This is a genomic window from Nonomuraea sp. NPDC054003, assembly GCF_055585125.1.
In genome coordinates this window covers 32,813-45,904 of record NZ_JBVJKR010000020.1, presented here as the reverse complement: position 1 = coordinate 45,904, position 13,092 = coordinate 32,813, and the positions used below count along the sequence as shown (strand labels likewise).

Sequence of the window (13,092 nt, the reverse complement as noted above, 5' to 3'; positions counted from 1 at the left end):
TCACCTCAGGTTCGGCGGAGAAGGGTCGCGTACTGGCCGGCGGACAGCCCGTAGGTCCAGCCGGCGGCGGCGATCGGGTCGTCGAAGTACCACGGCACGGTCAGCCCGTAGCGGCGGCGGCGCCCGTCGCGCTCGACGGACCCGTTGACGGCGAGCAGCACCCTGGTGCCCGCGCGCACGTCGTACAGCCGCAGCTCGAAGCCGGGATTGCCGGGGTCGGGGGCGGCGGCGACCAGCCGGAGGCCGGCCTGCTCGATGTAGGCGGCCCAGCCGAGGCGCTCGATCGCGCACCGCCTGACCTCGACGTTGCGCTCCCGCCCGATGCGCTCGGCGGACGGATCGGTGGTCACCCAGGACGGCACCCGGGTGCCGTGCCAGGCGTGCACGTCCCAGCCGTCGGCGAACCGCACGGCCGGGCCGCCGTCGTGGTGCAGGCGCACCTCGCCGTGCTCGCCGCACACCTCTGTGCGCAGCTCGGCCGGGCGTTCCGAGAGCACGCACACGTCCCGGCGCGGCCACCACCAGCCGCACGAGCGGGCCACCACGGCCCACAGGTGGGCCTGCCGTTTCTGTGCCCGGCTGAACGCCTCGACGCCGCCCAGCCGGCGCAGCGCGTCGTGCCGCGCCTGCCACGCGACGGCCGTGACGTCCTCGTACCAGCTCGTGCGCCGGAGCGGGCGGTCGTGCGCGGCCTCCAGCACCGGGACGAGCCGGCGCGCCGTCCAGGAGAGCGGGTCGTGCACCTCGCGGCGGACCACCTGGTCGAGCTCCAGGTGGGCGCCCCTGACGGCGGCGTCGACCCGCCCGCGCAGCTCGCCGGCCATGCGGGTCAGGCTCTTCACCACCGGCCAGTCCTGCACCCGCTCCGGGGGTTCGTCGGGGCGCGGCCGGACGCCGGGCGGCACGGTGGCGAGGGCGGTCACGGGCGAGGCGGCCCAGTGGAAACGCGGCGGGGCGAACCCGGCCAGGAGGTAGAGCTCCGAGATGGCGGCTTCGGCCGCCTGACGGTGACAGGGCCGCGTCGACAGCGCCAGGCCCAGCCATTCTTCGCGGATGGTCGCAGCTTCCCGCTGCGCGCGTGCGCTCACCGGCTCAGGGTGGCGCCGTCCTTCCTCACGATCATGTCTGCGATGGTGACATGTCGGAACCTCATCTGTCCACCGCCGACAGGGCCTGCCAGAAGGCGGCGGTCAAGCGTCCGGCAAGCGACAGGTCGTATCACTGAGACAGCCGACCCCCCAAGGAGCGCCGCGATGAACCGTCGCCTGTCCCTCACGCTCGTCGCGGCGCTCGCCGCCGCCGGAACGCTGACCACCGTGCCCGCGCACGCCGCGACCGGCACCGCGTGCAAGATCCAGCCGTACGGGCTCATCGGCGCCCGCTGGCAGCAGCTCGGCGGCGCGAACGGCAAGCTCGGCTGCCCCACCACGGGCGAGCGCGACATCCACCAGAACGGGGTCGGCTGGGCCGGCCGCCGTCAGACGTTCGAACGGGGCCAGCTGGCCTGGTCGCCCAAGCTGGGCGGGAACTTCGTGGTGGCGGCCTGGTCGGCCGGCGGGAACGCGTACGTCGACTGGCACCGGACGGCCAAGGAGTTCGACACCTTCCTCGTCCGCTACACCAGCGCCGCCGACCCGCACGGGGTACAGAAGGACACCGCGGGCGGCTTCCGCGGCCGCTACATCGTCAGGGCGCGGACGAACGGCGGCTACCGGTGGAACATCAAGGGCTGCGACAGCAACCTCATCGGCCCGTCCAGCTGCCAGAAGCACTGGTCCGTCTCGGTGACCGGCTGATCAGCGCGATCGCCGCCCGTGCAGGGCTATGACCCGGAAAATGCGACGATCGGATACGTCGACCCTCCGAGCGATTGGCGCGAGCATGGCGAACCGTAAGGCACTGGTGGTGCGCGGCGGCTGGGAAGGACATGCCCCGGTGGCCGCCACCGACTTCTTCGTCCCCTTCCTCGAAGCGCACGGCTTCGAGGTGCACCTGGCCGGCTCCCCGGAGCCGTACGCGGACGCCGCGTTCATGGCCGGGGTCGACCTGGTCGTGCAGTGCTACACCATGGGGACGATCGAGCCCGGCGAGCTCGCGGGCCTGCGCGCCGCCGTCGAGTCGGGCACCGGGATGGCGGGCTGGCACGGCGGCATCGCCGACTCCTTCCGCAACTCCTCCGACTACCTCCACCTGATCGGCGGGCAGTTCGCCTGCCACCCCGGCAAGGACCCGGCCGAGCCGCACGAGAGCGCCGAGGCGCACAACTTCGTGCCGTACACCGTGAACCTGCTCCCCGAGGCCGCCGCCCACCCCATCACCGAGGGCCTGACGGACTTCGACCTGGTGACCGAGCAGTACTGGGTGCTGACCGACGACTACATCGACGTGCTGGCCACGACCACCCAGCAGGTCCGCCCGTGGGACCCCTGGCACCGTGAGGTCACCTCGCCGGCCATCTGGACCCGGAGCTGGGGCGCCGGCCGCATCTTCGTCACCACCCCCGGTCACAGCCTCGACGTGCTGCGGAACGACACCGTACGCACGATCATCGAACGCGGCATGCTCTGGGCGGCCCGGTAGCCGGAAGACCCCTCGAACAGTCCCGTACCGCTCACCGTGACGGCGTTCCATGACCGCCGCGTCCAGGTGAGCTGAGGTCGAGGGCTGGATTTTCTGCGGAACAATGTTTCAAGTTGGAGCGAAAAACTCTTCCATCTCGGCTTGTGGCGTGACTAGTATTCCGCTCACCGTAATGACAGTCCGCCACGCGAAACAGCGTCGAGCACGAAGGGGCCCGCGATGCTCCGGTACGTCGGGCGCAGGGTCGCCGGTCTCGCACTGGTCCTGCTGATCGTCCTGACGCTCGTCTTCTTCATGCTCAGGGCGGCTCCCGGCGGTCCCGCCGAGGCCTACCTCGGCATGAACCCCACCCCGGAGAAGGTCGCCGAGGTCGAGCGCAGGCTCGGCCTCGACCAGCCGATCTGGGTCCAGTACGGCACCTTCGTCGGCAACCTGCTGGCCGGCGACTTCGGCCGCTCACTGTTCAGCGACCGCCCGGTCATCGAGATCATCGCCGAGCGGCTCCCCGTCACCCTGGAGCTCAGCCTGATCGCGTTCGTGTTCTGGGTCGCCGCCGGCCTTCTGGCCGGAGCCGTGGCGGCCAGGAAGCGCGACTCGTTCCTGGACGGCTGCGTGCGGGTGATCAGCGTGATCGCGCTGTCGATCCCGAGCTTCTGGCTCGGCCTGGTGCTCGTCGTGGTGTTCGGCCTCTACGTCCAGGGCGTGCTGCCCTCCAGCGGATGGGTGCGCTTCGGCGACGATCCGCTCGAGAACCTGCGCGGCGTGATCCTGCCCGCGTTCGCCCTCGGCCTCGGCTCGGGCGCCATCATCGCCCGTACGCTGCGCGCCTCGATGATCGACACCGCGCAGGCCGACTACGTGTCGTTCGCCCGCGCGATGGGCATGCCCGAGCGGCGCATCCTGCGCCGGATCACCGCGCGTAACGCGATCATCCCGACGGCCACCGTGATCGGGCTCATGCTCGGCGTCTTCATCAGCGGCACCGTGCTGGTGGAGAACGTGTTCAACCTGCCGGGGATCGGCCAGACCATCGTCGCCGCCTTCAAGCAGCACGACTACCCGCTGGCCATCGCCTGCACCCTGATCACCGCCGCTGTCTTCCTGGTCACGAACCTGATCGTGGACCTCCTCTACTTCGTGCTCAACCCCCGGATCCGCGCCGGGTTCCTGAACGGGACGGCCCGCTGACCATGAACCGAGTGCTTCCCCGGATGTCCGCGCTGACCTGGGCCGGCCTGGCCCTGCTCGGGCTGTTCCTGCTGCTGGCCGTGGCCGGGCCGCTGCTGGCCGGCTCGCCGGACGCGCGCACCGGCCTGACCCTGGCCGCCCCCGGCGCCGACCACCTGTTCGGCACCGACCACCTGCAGCGCGACCTGTTCGCCCGCACCGCCGAAGGCGCCCGCGTCTCGCTGCTCGTGGCGGCGGCCGGCGTCGCCTTCGGCCTGGTCGTCGCCGTGCCCGCCGGGCTGGTGGCCGGGTACTTCGGCGGCCGCTGGCCCGACGACCTGATCATGCGCGTGCTGGAGGCGCTGCAGGCACTGCCGCTCTTCGTCTTCGCGCTGTTCGTCATCGGCATCACCGGCACCGGCGACTCGCACTGGGGCCCGCTGACGGTGACCGCGACCACCAAGGTCGTACTGCTGCTCGGCGTCGGCTTCATCCCGTACTTCGCCCGCGTGACCCGCTCGGCCACCCTGGTCGAGGTCCAGGAGGACTACGTCGACGCGCTCCGGGCGATCGGCGTGCCGCGCTGGCGCATCATCGGCGGCGAGGTGCTGGTCAACGTGCTGCCGCCGGTGCTCGTGCAGGCGTTCCTGTGGCTCGGCGTGGCGATCTTCGCCGAGAGCGCGCTCAGCTTCCTCGGCCTCGGCATCCAGCCGCCGCGGCCCAGCCTCGGCAACATCCTCGGCGACGCGACCAGCTACATGCTGCTCGGCGCGTGGTGGTACTCCATCATCCCCGGCCTGGTCATCCTCGTCGCCACCGTCGGATTCAACCTCGCGGGCGACGGCCTCGGCGACGCGCTCGACGCGCAGGGCCGGCGCTGAGCCTCACCACCCCCACCTCTGAAGGAAACATCGTGATGAATGAAGCGATCATCGGCCGCCGCCGCTTCCTGGCGATGGCCGGCCTGCTCACCGCGGGCTCGCTGGCCGTGACGGCATGCGGCACGTCCGGGACGCCGGCCCCGGCCGCCTCCCAGGGCCCGAAGCCCACCAAGCTGGCGTTCGGCGTCACCTCCATCTCCGACTACCTGAACCCGCTCTACACCACCTCCAGCCGGGTCCACTGGATCACCGACCCCGTGGTGGAGTCGCTCTACACCCACGACGCGTCGCTGAAATCCGTGCCGCTGCTCGCCGACGGCGAGCCGGAGATCTCCGACGACGGCCTCACCTGGACCATCAAGCTCAAGGAGGGCGTGACCTTCGCCAACGGCGACCCGTTCACCGCGGCGGACGTCGTGGCCGCGCTGAAGTTCGTCTCCGACCCCAAGTCCACCAGCGACTGGACGGTCTTCTTCGCCGGCTACGTCAAGGACGCCGAGGCGGACGGCGACCACACCGTGAAGATCACCCTGACCGCCCGGTACGGCGTGCTCCGCGCCCACCTCACCAACCTGCCGATCATCCACAAGGACTTCGTCGCCAAGACCGACACCACCATGGGCACCGGCCCCTTCACGATCGAGAAGGTGACCCAGGGCCAGTCGGTCGAGCTGAGCCGCAACGACTCCTACCACGGCGACAAGCCCGCGCTCGCGAGCGTCGTCTTCCAGGCGGTGCCCGACCCCGCCACCCGCCTGGTCAACCTGCGCGAAGGCAAGATCCACATCATGACCGACGTCACGCCGGAGAGCGTGGCCCTGCTCAAGCAGGACGCGCAGGTCAAGGTGCACGAGGTCGACGCGCCCAGCGACATCATCACCTACTTCACGGCCAACAAGGCACCCTTCGACGACGTCAAGGTGCGGCAGGCGCTCGCGTACGCGATGGACCGCAAGGGCGTGCGCGACGTCGCGTACGCGGGCACCGCCACCATCGCGCAGGGCCCCATCGGCCCCGCCGTCGAGGGCCACGACCCGTCCCTGCAGATCTACGGCGAGGCACCCGACCACGAGAAGGCCAAGGCGCTGCTGGCCGAGGCCGGCGCGAGCGACCTGAAGTTCACCCTGACGATCACCAGCGACGCCATGATGAAGAACATCGGCCAGGTGCTCGTCGAAGGCTGGAAGCAGGCCGGCATCACCTGCACGCTGGAGACCCTCGACGTCGGCCCCTGGGTGCAGAAGTGGGCGTCGGGCAAGTTCGACCTGGTGATGAACAGCTTCGAGACCGGCTTCGGCGCCGGGCGCACCGCCTTCTCCCTCCTGAACGTGACCAACTCGGCGTATTCGCTGAACTTCGGTTACCAGAACGAGGAAGTGGACAAGCTGCTCGGCCAGGCCTGGGCCGCCGACGACGAGGCGGAGCGGGCCGAGCTGTGCAAGCGGATCAACGGCCTGTTGGCGGCGGACGCGATCATCATCCCGCCCGTCTACCCGAAGATGCTCGTGGCGCAGCGCACCGACGTCTCGCCGCTCGACGAGCCGGGCATGAGCGTCAGCCGCATCAGCGTCCCCGCCGTGCAGTTCACCTGATGAGCGCGCTGCTGTCGGTCAGGGACCTGGGGGTCGCCTTCCGTACCAGGGAGGGCGACGTGCCCGCCGTGCGCGAGGTCTCCTTCGACCTCGCCCGCGGCGAGATCCTCGGGCTGGTCGGCGAGTCGGGGTCGGGCAAGAGCACGCTGCTCACCGCGCTGACGCGGATGCTGCCGCCCAACGCGCGCCTCGACGCCGGGCGCCTCGCCTTCGACGGCGCCGACCTCGTCAAGCTGCGCGAGGACGGCATGCGCAAGCTGCGGGGCGACCGCATCGGGCTGATCCCGCAACGGCCCATGACCTCGCTCTCGCCGGTCACGCCCGTCGGCCGGCAGCTGCGCTGGCACCTCGACGGGCTCGACGACGGGCGGCTCAAGGAGCTGCTCGCCGGCGTCGGGCTCGGCGCGGTGCTCGACCGGCTCGACGGCTACCCGCACGAGTTCTCCGGCGGGCAGCTGCAACGCCTGCTCATCGCCGTGGCGGCCATCGGCAAGCGGCCCGACCTGCTGCTCGCCGACGAGCCCACCACCACGCTGGACGCCACCGTGCAGGCCCAGGTGCTGCGGCTGCTGCTGGACCTGCGCGACGAGATCGGCTGCTCGATGATCTTCGTCAGTCACGATCTCGGCGTGATCTCGCAGGTCAGCGACCGCATCGGGGTCATGTACGCGGGCCGCCTGGTCGAGCTGGCCCCCGCCGCCGAACTGTTCGCGACGCCGCGCCACCCGTACACGCGGGCCCTGCTGGACGCGATGCCGAGCCGGCACCGCAGGGGCGAGCCGCTGCGCACCATCCCCGGCACCGTCACCGGCGCCAACCGGCTCGCCGGATGCCCGTTCGCGCCGCGCTGCGCGTCCGTCGCCGAGCGCTGCCACGAGGAGAACCCGGAGGTCCGTACGGTGGGAGAGTCGCTGGTGCGCTGCCACGTGGCGGGGGAGTCCGCATGATCGCGGTCCGCGCCGAAGGTCTCGTCAAGCACTACCGCACCGGCGGAGGCAGGACGCTGCGCGCCGTCGACGGCGTCACCTTCGAGGTGCCGCAGGGCCGGACGCTCGCCGTCATCGGCGAGTCCGGCTGCGGCAAGTCGACCATCGCCCGCATGCTCGTCCGGCTCGCCGAACCCACCGAAGGCCGCATCCAGGTGCAGGGCAGCGAGCAGGCCGACCGCCGCGCCATCCAGCTCGTGTCGCAGAACCCCTGGTCGGCGCTGAACCGGCGCAAGAGCATCGGGCACGCGCTGCGTCAGCCGCTCGCCGTGCACGGCCTGCACCCAGGCCGCGCGGCCCGCGACGCCCGCGTCCGCGAGCTGCTCGACCTGGTCGGCCTCACCGAGGAGTACCTCGGCCGCAGGCCCGGCGGCGTCAGCGGCGGCGAGCTGCAGCGCGTCACCGTCGCCCGCGCGCTCGCCGTCGAGCCGAAGGTCCTCGTGCTCGACGAGCCCACCGCCAGCCTCGACGTCAGCGTCAAGGCGCTGCTCGTGAACCTGCTCCAGGACCTGAGGCAACGCCTCGGGCTCAGCTACGTGCTCATCACCCACGAGATCGACATCGCCCGGCACCTGGCCGACGACGTCGCCGTCATGTATCTCGGCCGCTTCGTCGAGACCGGCACCGCCGACCAGGTCTTCGACGACCCCCGCCACCCCTACACCCGGGCGCTGCTCGCCGCCGTGCCCGACCCCGGCCGCCCACCGGCGGCGCCGCTCACCGGCGAGGTGCCCTCCGCGCTGGCCCCGCCGCCCGGCTGCCGCTTCCACACCCGCTGCCCGCTGGCCACCGCCGCCTGCGAGGCCACCGATCCCGCGCTCGAACCCGCGACCGACGGCCGCCTGATCGCCTGCATCCACGAGGAGACCGCATGACCCAGCACACCGACGGCCTCTATCCCACCGTCGACCTGGCCAAGGACGTCTGGACCCTCGGCGTCGTCCAGTCGACCGTGAACCCGACGCCCGACCCGTCGGGCATGCGGGCCAACCTCGACCACATGCTCCACCTGATCGACAACTGCTTCCACACCCCCTTCGGCTACCGGCCCGACCTGCTGTTCTTCCACGAGTTCCCGATCAGCGGCTGGGACAACTGGACCAAGGCCGAAGCCGAGCGCCGCTGCATCGAGCTGCCCGGCCCCGAGTCGGAGGCCATCTCCGCCAAGGCCCGTCAGCACAACTGTTACATCGCCTTCGGCGCGTACGTCCGCGACCCCGACTGGCCCGGCCACGTGCTCAGCGTCACCACGCTCATCGGCCCGGACGGCGAGATCGTCGCCAAGCACTGGAAGGCCCGCAACGTCAAGGGCGTCTTCGGCGGCGTCGAGCTGTTCACCACCACCGTCTACGACGTGCTGGACGAGTACATCGAGAAGTACGGCATCGACCAGGTCGTGCCCGTCGCCCGCACCCCGCTGGGCAACATCTCCATGTCGTCCACCCAGTTGGAGCCCGAGCTCTTCCGCGCCGCCGCCGTCAAGGGCGCCGAGGTCTTCCTCCGCACCGCCAGCGGCAGCTTCAACGAGATCGACGTGCGCGCCTCCGCCCTGCACAACCGCGTCTACACCGCGATCGTCAACAACTCGCTCCTGCCGCGCGACACCCCGTACTTCGAGGACACCGGCGCGGGCGGCTCGGCCGTCTACGGCCCGGACGGCAACGTCATCGCGGCGGCGGACAGCAAGTTCGAGAAGCTCGTCGTCGCCCAGATCCCCATCGCCGCCCACCGCGCCCGCCATCGCCAGCCGGACATCCACTGGGACATGTACAAGCACATCTTCGACGCGTACCGGAGCCGCTTCGCCCCCAACCTCTTCACCCCGTACCAGCCGGAGAGCCTGGAGGACGCCGGCCGCTACCTCGACGGCAAGTCCCGCTGGCGCTAGAGCCAGGCCAGGCCGACGCCCACCAGGGCGAGGCAGGCCAGGGACGCCGCGGCCCGGACCGTGTTCCAGGCGGTCCACCGCGGCGAGTACTCCTTCCACGGCATCGTGCCCGCGTCGACGGCGTTGTTCATCGGCACGTTGATCGCCACGGTGACCACGAAGGAGCCGACGAAGTTCACCCCGGCGGCGGCGAAGAACCAGACCGCGGCCGGCCCGTCGGCGAACAGCCCGGCGACCAGCGCCGCGACCGGAGCCCCGAGGAACGCGACGTAGAGCCAGGGGTTGAGGATCTTCTTGTTGACGCTCCGCATCACCGTCTCGGCCTGAGCGGGCTCGACGGCGTTGAGCGCCGGCATGACGGACATGGAGAAGGCGTAGAAGAGGCCCGCGAGGGCGCCGTGCAGCACGAGGGCGATGAGCGGCAGAACCAGCATGCCCTCATCGTGTCCGTACGGGCCGGGACCGTCCATGCACCGCCCTCTCAACCGCATACGCGAGCGTCTCTCTTGTGGTGGGATATGGCGAATGGAGCGAGCGGGCCAATTAATCGGCGACACGTTGATCTTCATCTTCCTGTTCGCCGTCGTCACCGGAGCCTTCCTGGCATACCACTTCACACCCGGTGACCACACGATCGTCTACGACGGCTCGTACGCGCCGTTGCAGGGCGTCCCCATGAGCGAGGCCTACAGCTCGTCCCTGCGGATCAGCTTCGACGTGCCCGGCGGGCTGCTCCTGCGGCAGGTGCACCTCCAGTCCTGGCCCGTCCTCGCCTTCGGCACCTTCGTCTGGCTCCTGGTCGCCCGGCACCGGTACGCGCTCGCGGCGTTCGGCCTGGCCATGACCGCCACCCTGTCCGGCTACGCGACCGTCGACGACCTGCTCAGCAGGACCTTGCTGGGCGAGGTGTCCACCATCTGGTGGTACGGGGTGCACCTGGTGGTGGCGCTGGCCCTGATCGTCGTGCTGGTGATCTCCTCCCGCCGCGAAGCCGCCCGTCAGCCGAGAACCGTCCCCTTCATCGCCCTGGCCTTCGCCATCGCCCTGCTGGCGGTCTACTGGCTCTGACTTGCATCCCGTTCCCAGCCGGTTCCAAGAGCGTCACAAGAGCGGCCCGATGTAATCCTCGCCATGACCGACAACAACAAGAACGGCGCCTTCGGGCGCGCGGTTCGCCGGATCGCCGCCGTGGCGGTGATCTCCGCGGCCGCACTGTCCCTCGCCGCCGGATCGGCCCAGGCCAGGCCGCCGGACATCTGGTACCCCTGCACCATCGACGGCAAGCCGATGTGGTGCATGGACGTCACCTGACGACGTCACATCCCAGCGGCCGGCGCAGTCACCGTCAGAAAACTTCGTTCCATGGGGGGAGCGTCACGGTGACGCCCCAGGCGCCGGGCTGACGAACGGGCACGACCCTTGCCAAGGGGGGTCGTGCCCGTTCTGTTTCCCGGGGTCATCCGATGTGCAGCGCTTCCTTCACGAGCATGCGGTAAAGGTTCGGGGTGCCTTCGGTGGTGATGACCTCGACGACGGCGCGTGGGTTGCGGTCTTCGACGGCTTCCCGGATGAGCGCGTCCGCCAGGTCACGGCGGGAGGTGAACCGGCCGACCAACTGCGGGAGGCCGACGGTGTAATCGGTGACGCCGGTGCGGTCGAACAAGCCCGCGGGACGGATGACGGTCCAGTCGAGGTCGCTGCGCGCCACGATCTCCTCCGCGCGCCCCGCGTCCTCGTACAGCGGACGTCCCAGCCTGAGCAGCCACGGCATGATCACCTTTCGGTAGAAGAGCGTCTCGCCGGGCGGGGGTTTCATCGGCACGCCGGTCGAGGTGACCATGACCAGCCGCCGGAGCCCGTGGGCGGTCATGGCCGCGACGATGGCCGCGGCGGCCTCGGAGGCCGTCGTGGTGTCCGCCGAGCCGTACGGGACTCCGAGTGTCGAGATCACCGCGTCGTGCCCGGCCACGACCCGGTCCACCGCGGCGCCGTCCCGCGCGTCCGCCTTCACCACCGCCAGCCCGGGATCGTCCAGGGGGAACTCCTCCGGATGCCGGGTCACCGCAGTGACGGCATGCCCTTCGGCGAGCGCCTGGGCGGTGGCGATCCGGCCGGTCTGGCCGTTGGCCCCGAAGATCACAAGTCTCACGTACGCACCTCCGCTAGCTTGGCCGTCGTGGCACCTGCGATTCGACGCCACTTATATTGATTATAGGCACCGTAAAGCCAAATGGGGGATCATGAGCGAGGAGCAGGAGCGGCGTCGCTACGAGTCGTTGCGCCGCACCACCCAGGCGCTGGAAACCCGGGCGGAGATCGCCCGGGCCGCCCGTACGCTCTTCCTCACCCGGGGGTGGGCCCAGACCACGGTGCGCGACGTGGCACGCGAGGCGGGCGTCTCCGTGCCGACCGTCTACGCGACGTACGGCAACAAGACCGGCCTGGCACGGGCACTGGCCGACGCCGCCGACCTGAGCGGCGACGTGCCGCACCTGCTGGCCGAGCTCGAAGACCCCGCCGCGGACCCGGCACGGCAGCTCGGCGCGATGGCCGGCTTCGACCGCCGGCTGTACGAGCGCTCGGGCGACATCATCATGCTCGTACGGGAAGCGGCACGCACGGAGCCGGACCTGGCCACCCTCTACAGCGACGGCCGCCGCCGCGCCGACGAGACCCGCGTCCACGTGTTCTCCTCGTGGCCGGACGGGGCCCTGCGGGCCGGCCTGGACGTGGCGACGGCCGTCGACGTCTACGCCGCCATCTGCAACATCGACGTCTACGCCGTGCTCACCGGCGAGCGCGGCTGGTCACCCGACCGCGTCGAGAACTGGTGGGGCGACGTCCTGGCCCGCGAACTGCTGGTGAAGAGCGGGCCGTGAGTCACTCCATGTCGCGGTAACGGAGCGCGGCGGCCAGCGCGGTGCGCAGCTCGTCGGCGCCGGCGGGGGAGCCCGGGTCGTCCGCGGAGATCCCGGCGCCCTGCGGCGCGTGCGCGTACGGCACCACGTACGCGGCGGTGTCCCGCTGGAACCGCCACCCCTCCGCCAGCGGCCCCGCGTCGACCACGTCGAACCCGAGCGTGTCCAACAGCTCGGTCGCGGCCGCCTTGGCGCCGGCGTCGTCCCCCGCGATCGGCAGCGCCGTCCGGTCGGCGGCGCCCGCCGGGCGGGGGAGCGAGGCCAGGTGCTTGAAGTAGATGTTGTTGAAGGCCTTGACCACCTTGGCCCCGGGCAACCGCCGCTGGAGCAGCTCGCTGGTCGTGGTCTCCTCCGCGTCGAGCTCCGGGATCTGCCCGTCGCGCTGCGGATAGTAGTTGCCGGTGTCCAGCACGACCTTCCCGGCCAGCGGCTCCGCCGGCAGCTGGTCGATGGCGCGCAGCGGGATCGTCACCACCACCCAGTCGCCGGCGGCCGCGGCCTCGGCCGGCGTGGCGGCGCGGGCGCGCGGGCCGAGCTCCTCGACGAGCGAGGCCAGGGTCTCCGGGCCGCGCGAGTTGCTCAGGACGACGTCGAGACCGGCATCGACGGCTAGGCGGGCGAGCGTGCCACCGATGTTGCCACTGCCGATCAATCCAAGAGTTGCCATGCCCGCGACAACCCCGCCCGCGCGGGGCCTATTCCCTACCATGCAGGAGGGTTACTGGTCGTTTACCTATCGCATGAGGAGGCCGGCGAGCGTGCTCCGGTTGCGCTGGAGGTCGTCGATGCGCTCGTCCATGGCCGCCAGCTCCCCGTTGAGTATGTCCCACAGCTCCGCGCACCAGTCGAACTCCGGCCGCTCGCCCCGCGCGCATGGCAGCACCGTACGGATCACCTCGGTGGACAGACCCGCCTTCAACAGCGCGCGCACCTGCCGCACGGTGACGACGGCATCCTCGCCGTAACGGCGGTAGCCGTTGGCGGCGCGGCTGACGTCGAGCAGCCCCTGCTCCTCGTAGTAGCGCAGCATCCTCGGGCGTACCCCGGTCAGCCGGGACAGCTCCCCGATCAGCATGAGTT

Annotated in this window: 16 protein-coding genes; 11 read left to right on the top strand and 5 right to left on the bottom strand. The window is 70.8% G+C overall.

Annotated features, from left to right (window positions below; genetic code table 11):
• Positions 1-5: 5 nt before the first annotated feature.
• Complete coding sequence (locus ACZ6YG_RS38715) at positions 6-1,088, bottom strand: DUF6745 domain-containing protein (RefSeq protein ID WP_466020721.1); 1,083 nt, start codon at positions 1,086-1,088, stop codon at positions 6-8.
• Positions 1,089-1,253: 165 nt separating this feature from the next.
• Here ACZ6YG_RS38715 and ACZ6YG_RS38710 point away from each other — a divergent pair, with 165 nt between their 5' ends.
• The 8 genes from ACZ6YG_RS38710 (at position 1,254) to ACZ6YG_RS38675 (ending at position 9,094) form a co-directional block, all read left to right on the top strand.
• A complete protein-coding gene (locus ACZ6YG_RS38710) occupies positions 1,254-1,796 on the top strand; it encodes an LGFP repeat-containing protein (RefSeq protein ID WP_187281468.1) in 543 nt (180 codons plus the stop codon).
• An 85-nt stretch (positions 1,797-1,881) separates the two neighbouring features.
• Positions 1,882-2,580, top strand: a complete 699-nt coding sequence (locus tag ACZ6YG_RS38705; protein ID WP_466020720.1) for a ThuA domain-containing protein — start codon at positions 1,882-1,884, stop codon at positions 2,578-2,580.
• A 219-nt stretch (positions 2,581-2,799) separates the two neighbouring features.
• Entirely contained in the window at positions 2,800-3,768 is a 969-nt protein-coding gene (locus ACZ6YG_RS38700; protein ID WP_466020719.1) for an ABC transporter permease, read from the top strand.
• A 2-nt stretch (positions 3,769-3,770) separates the two neighbouring features.
• Positions 3,771-4,628, top strand: coding sequence for an ABC transporter permease (locus tag ACZ6YG_RS38695; RefSeq protein ID WP_148035046.1), 858 nt, complete (start codon positions 3,771-3,773; stop codon positions 4,626-4,628).
• Between the two features lie 35 nt (positions 4,629-4,663).
• Positions 4,664-6,220 (top strand): ABC transporter substrate-binding protein, encoded by a 1,557-nt coding sequence (locus tag ACZ6YG_RS38690; RefSeq protein WP_466020718.1) that lies wholly within the window; start codon positions 4,664-4,666, stop codon positions 6,218-6,220.
• A complete protein-coding gene (locus ACZ6YG_RS38685; protein WP_466020717.1) occupies positions 6,220-7,167 on the top strand; it encodes an ABC transporter ATP-binding protein in 948 nt (315 codons plus the stop codon). The genes ACZ6YG_RS38690 and ACZ6YG_RS38685 overlap by 1 nt, the downstream gene beginning before the upstream one ends.
• The gene (locus ACZ6YG_RS38680) at positions 7,164-8,081 is read left to right on the top strand and encodes an oligopeptide/dipeptide ABC transporter ATP-binding protein (protein ID WP_148035043.1); all 918 of its coding nucleotides are present in this window, start codon (positions 7,164-7,166) and stop codon (positions 8,079-8,081) included. The genes ACZ6YG_RS38685 and ACZ6YG_RS38680 overlap by 4 nt, the downstream gene beginning before the upstream one ends.
• The gene (locus ACZ6YG_RS38675) at positions 8,078-9,094 is read left to right on the top strand and encodes a nitrilase-related carbon-nitrogen hydrolase (RefSeq protein ID WP_466020716.1); all 1,017 of its coding nucleotides are present in this window, start codon (positions 8,078-8,080) and stop codon (positions 9,092-9,094) included. The genes ACZ6YG_RS38680 and ACZ6YG_RS38675 overlap by 4 nt, the downstream gene beginning before the upstream one ends.
• On the opposite strand, the gene ACZ6YG_RS38670 is transcribed toward ACZ6YG_RS38675, so the two are convergent.
• Positions 9,091-9,528, bottom strand: coding sequence for an anthrone oxygenase family protein (locus ACZ6YG_RS38670; RefSeq protein WP_466020715.1), 438 nt, complete (start codon positions 9,526-9,528; stop codon positions 9,091-9,093). The genes ACZ6YG_RS38675 and ACZ6YG_RS38670 overlap by 4 nt on opposite strands.
• A gap of 91 nt (positions 9,529-9,619) precedes the next feature.
• Here ACZ6YG_RS38670 and ACZ6YG_RS38665 point away from each other — a divergent pair, with 91 nt between their 5' ends.
• Together ACZ6YG_RS38665 and ACZ6YG_RS38660 are read left to right on the top strand one after the other, a co-directional pair.
• Complete coding sequence (locus tag ACZ6YG_RS38665) at positions 9,620-10,162, top strand: hypothetical protein (RefSeq protein WP_466020714.1); 543 nt, start codon at positions 9,620-9,622, stop codon at positions 10,160-10,162.
• A gap of 63 nt (positions 10,163-10,225) precedes the next feature.
• A complete protein-coding gene (locus ACZ6YG_RS38660; RefSeq protein ID WP_148035039.1) occupies positions 10,226-10,405 on the top strand; it encodes a hypothetical protein in 180 nt (59 codons plus the stop codon).
• A gap of 145 nt (positions 10,406-10,550) precedes the next feature.
• Here the strand turns inward: ACZ6YG_RS38660 and ACZ6YG_RS38655 are convergent, their stop codons facing one another.
• Positions 10,551-11,243 (bottom strand): NAD(P)-dependent oxidoreductase, encoded by a 693-nt coding sequence (locus ACZ6YG_RS38655; protein ID WP_148035038.1) that lies wholly within the window; start codon positions 11,241-11,243, stop codon positions 10,551-10,553.
• A 91-nt stretch (positions 11,244-11,334) separates the two neighbouring features.
• On the opposite strand from ACZ6YG_RS38655, the gene ACZ6YG_RS38650 reads away from it, so the two are divergent.
• The gene (locus ACZ6YG_RS38650; protein WP_148035037.1) at positions 11,335-11,973 is read left to right on the top strand and encodes a TetR/AcrR family transcriptional regulator; all 639 of its coding nucleotides are present in this window, start codon (positions 11,335-11,337) and stop codon (positions 11,971-11,973) included.
• A gap of 1 nt (position 11,974) precedes the next feature.
• On the opposite strand, the gene ACZ6YG_RS38645 is transcribed toward ACZ6YG_RS38650, so the two are convergent.
• The gene (locus ACZ6YG_RS38645; RefSeq protein ID WP_466020713.1) at positions 11,975-12,679 is read right to left on the bottom strand and encodes an NADPH-dependent F420 reductase; all 705 of its coding nucleotides are present in this window, start codon (positions 12,677-12,679) and stop codon (positions 11,975-11,977) included.
• A 66-nt stretch (positions 12,680-12,745) separates the two neighbouring features.
• Positions 12,746-13,087 (bottom strand): MerR family transcriptional regulator, encoded by a 342-nt coding sequence (locus tag ACZ6YG_RS38640; RefSeq protein ID WP_148035035.1) that lies wholly within the window; start codon positions 13,085-13,087, stop codon positions 12,746-12,748.
• Positions 13,088-13,092 lie beyond the last annotated feature (5 nt).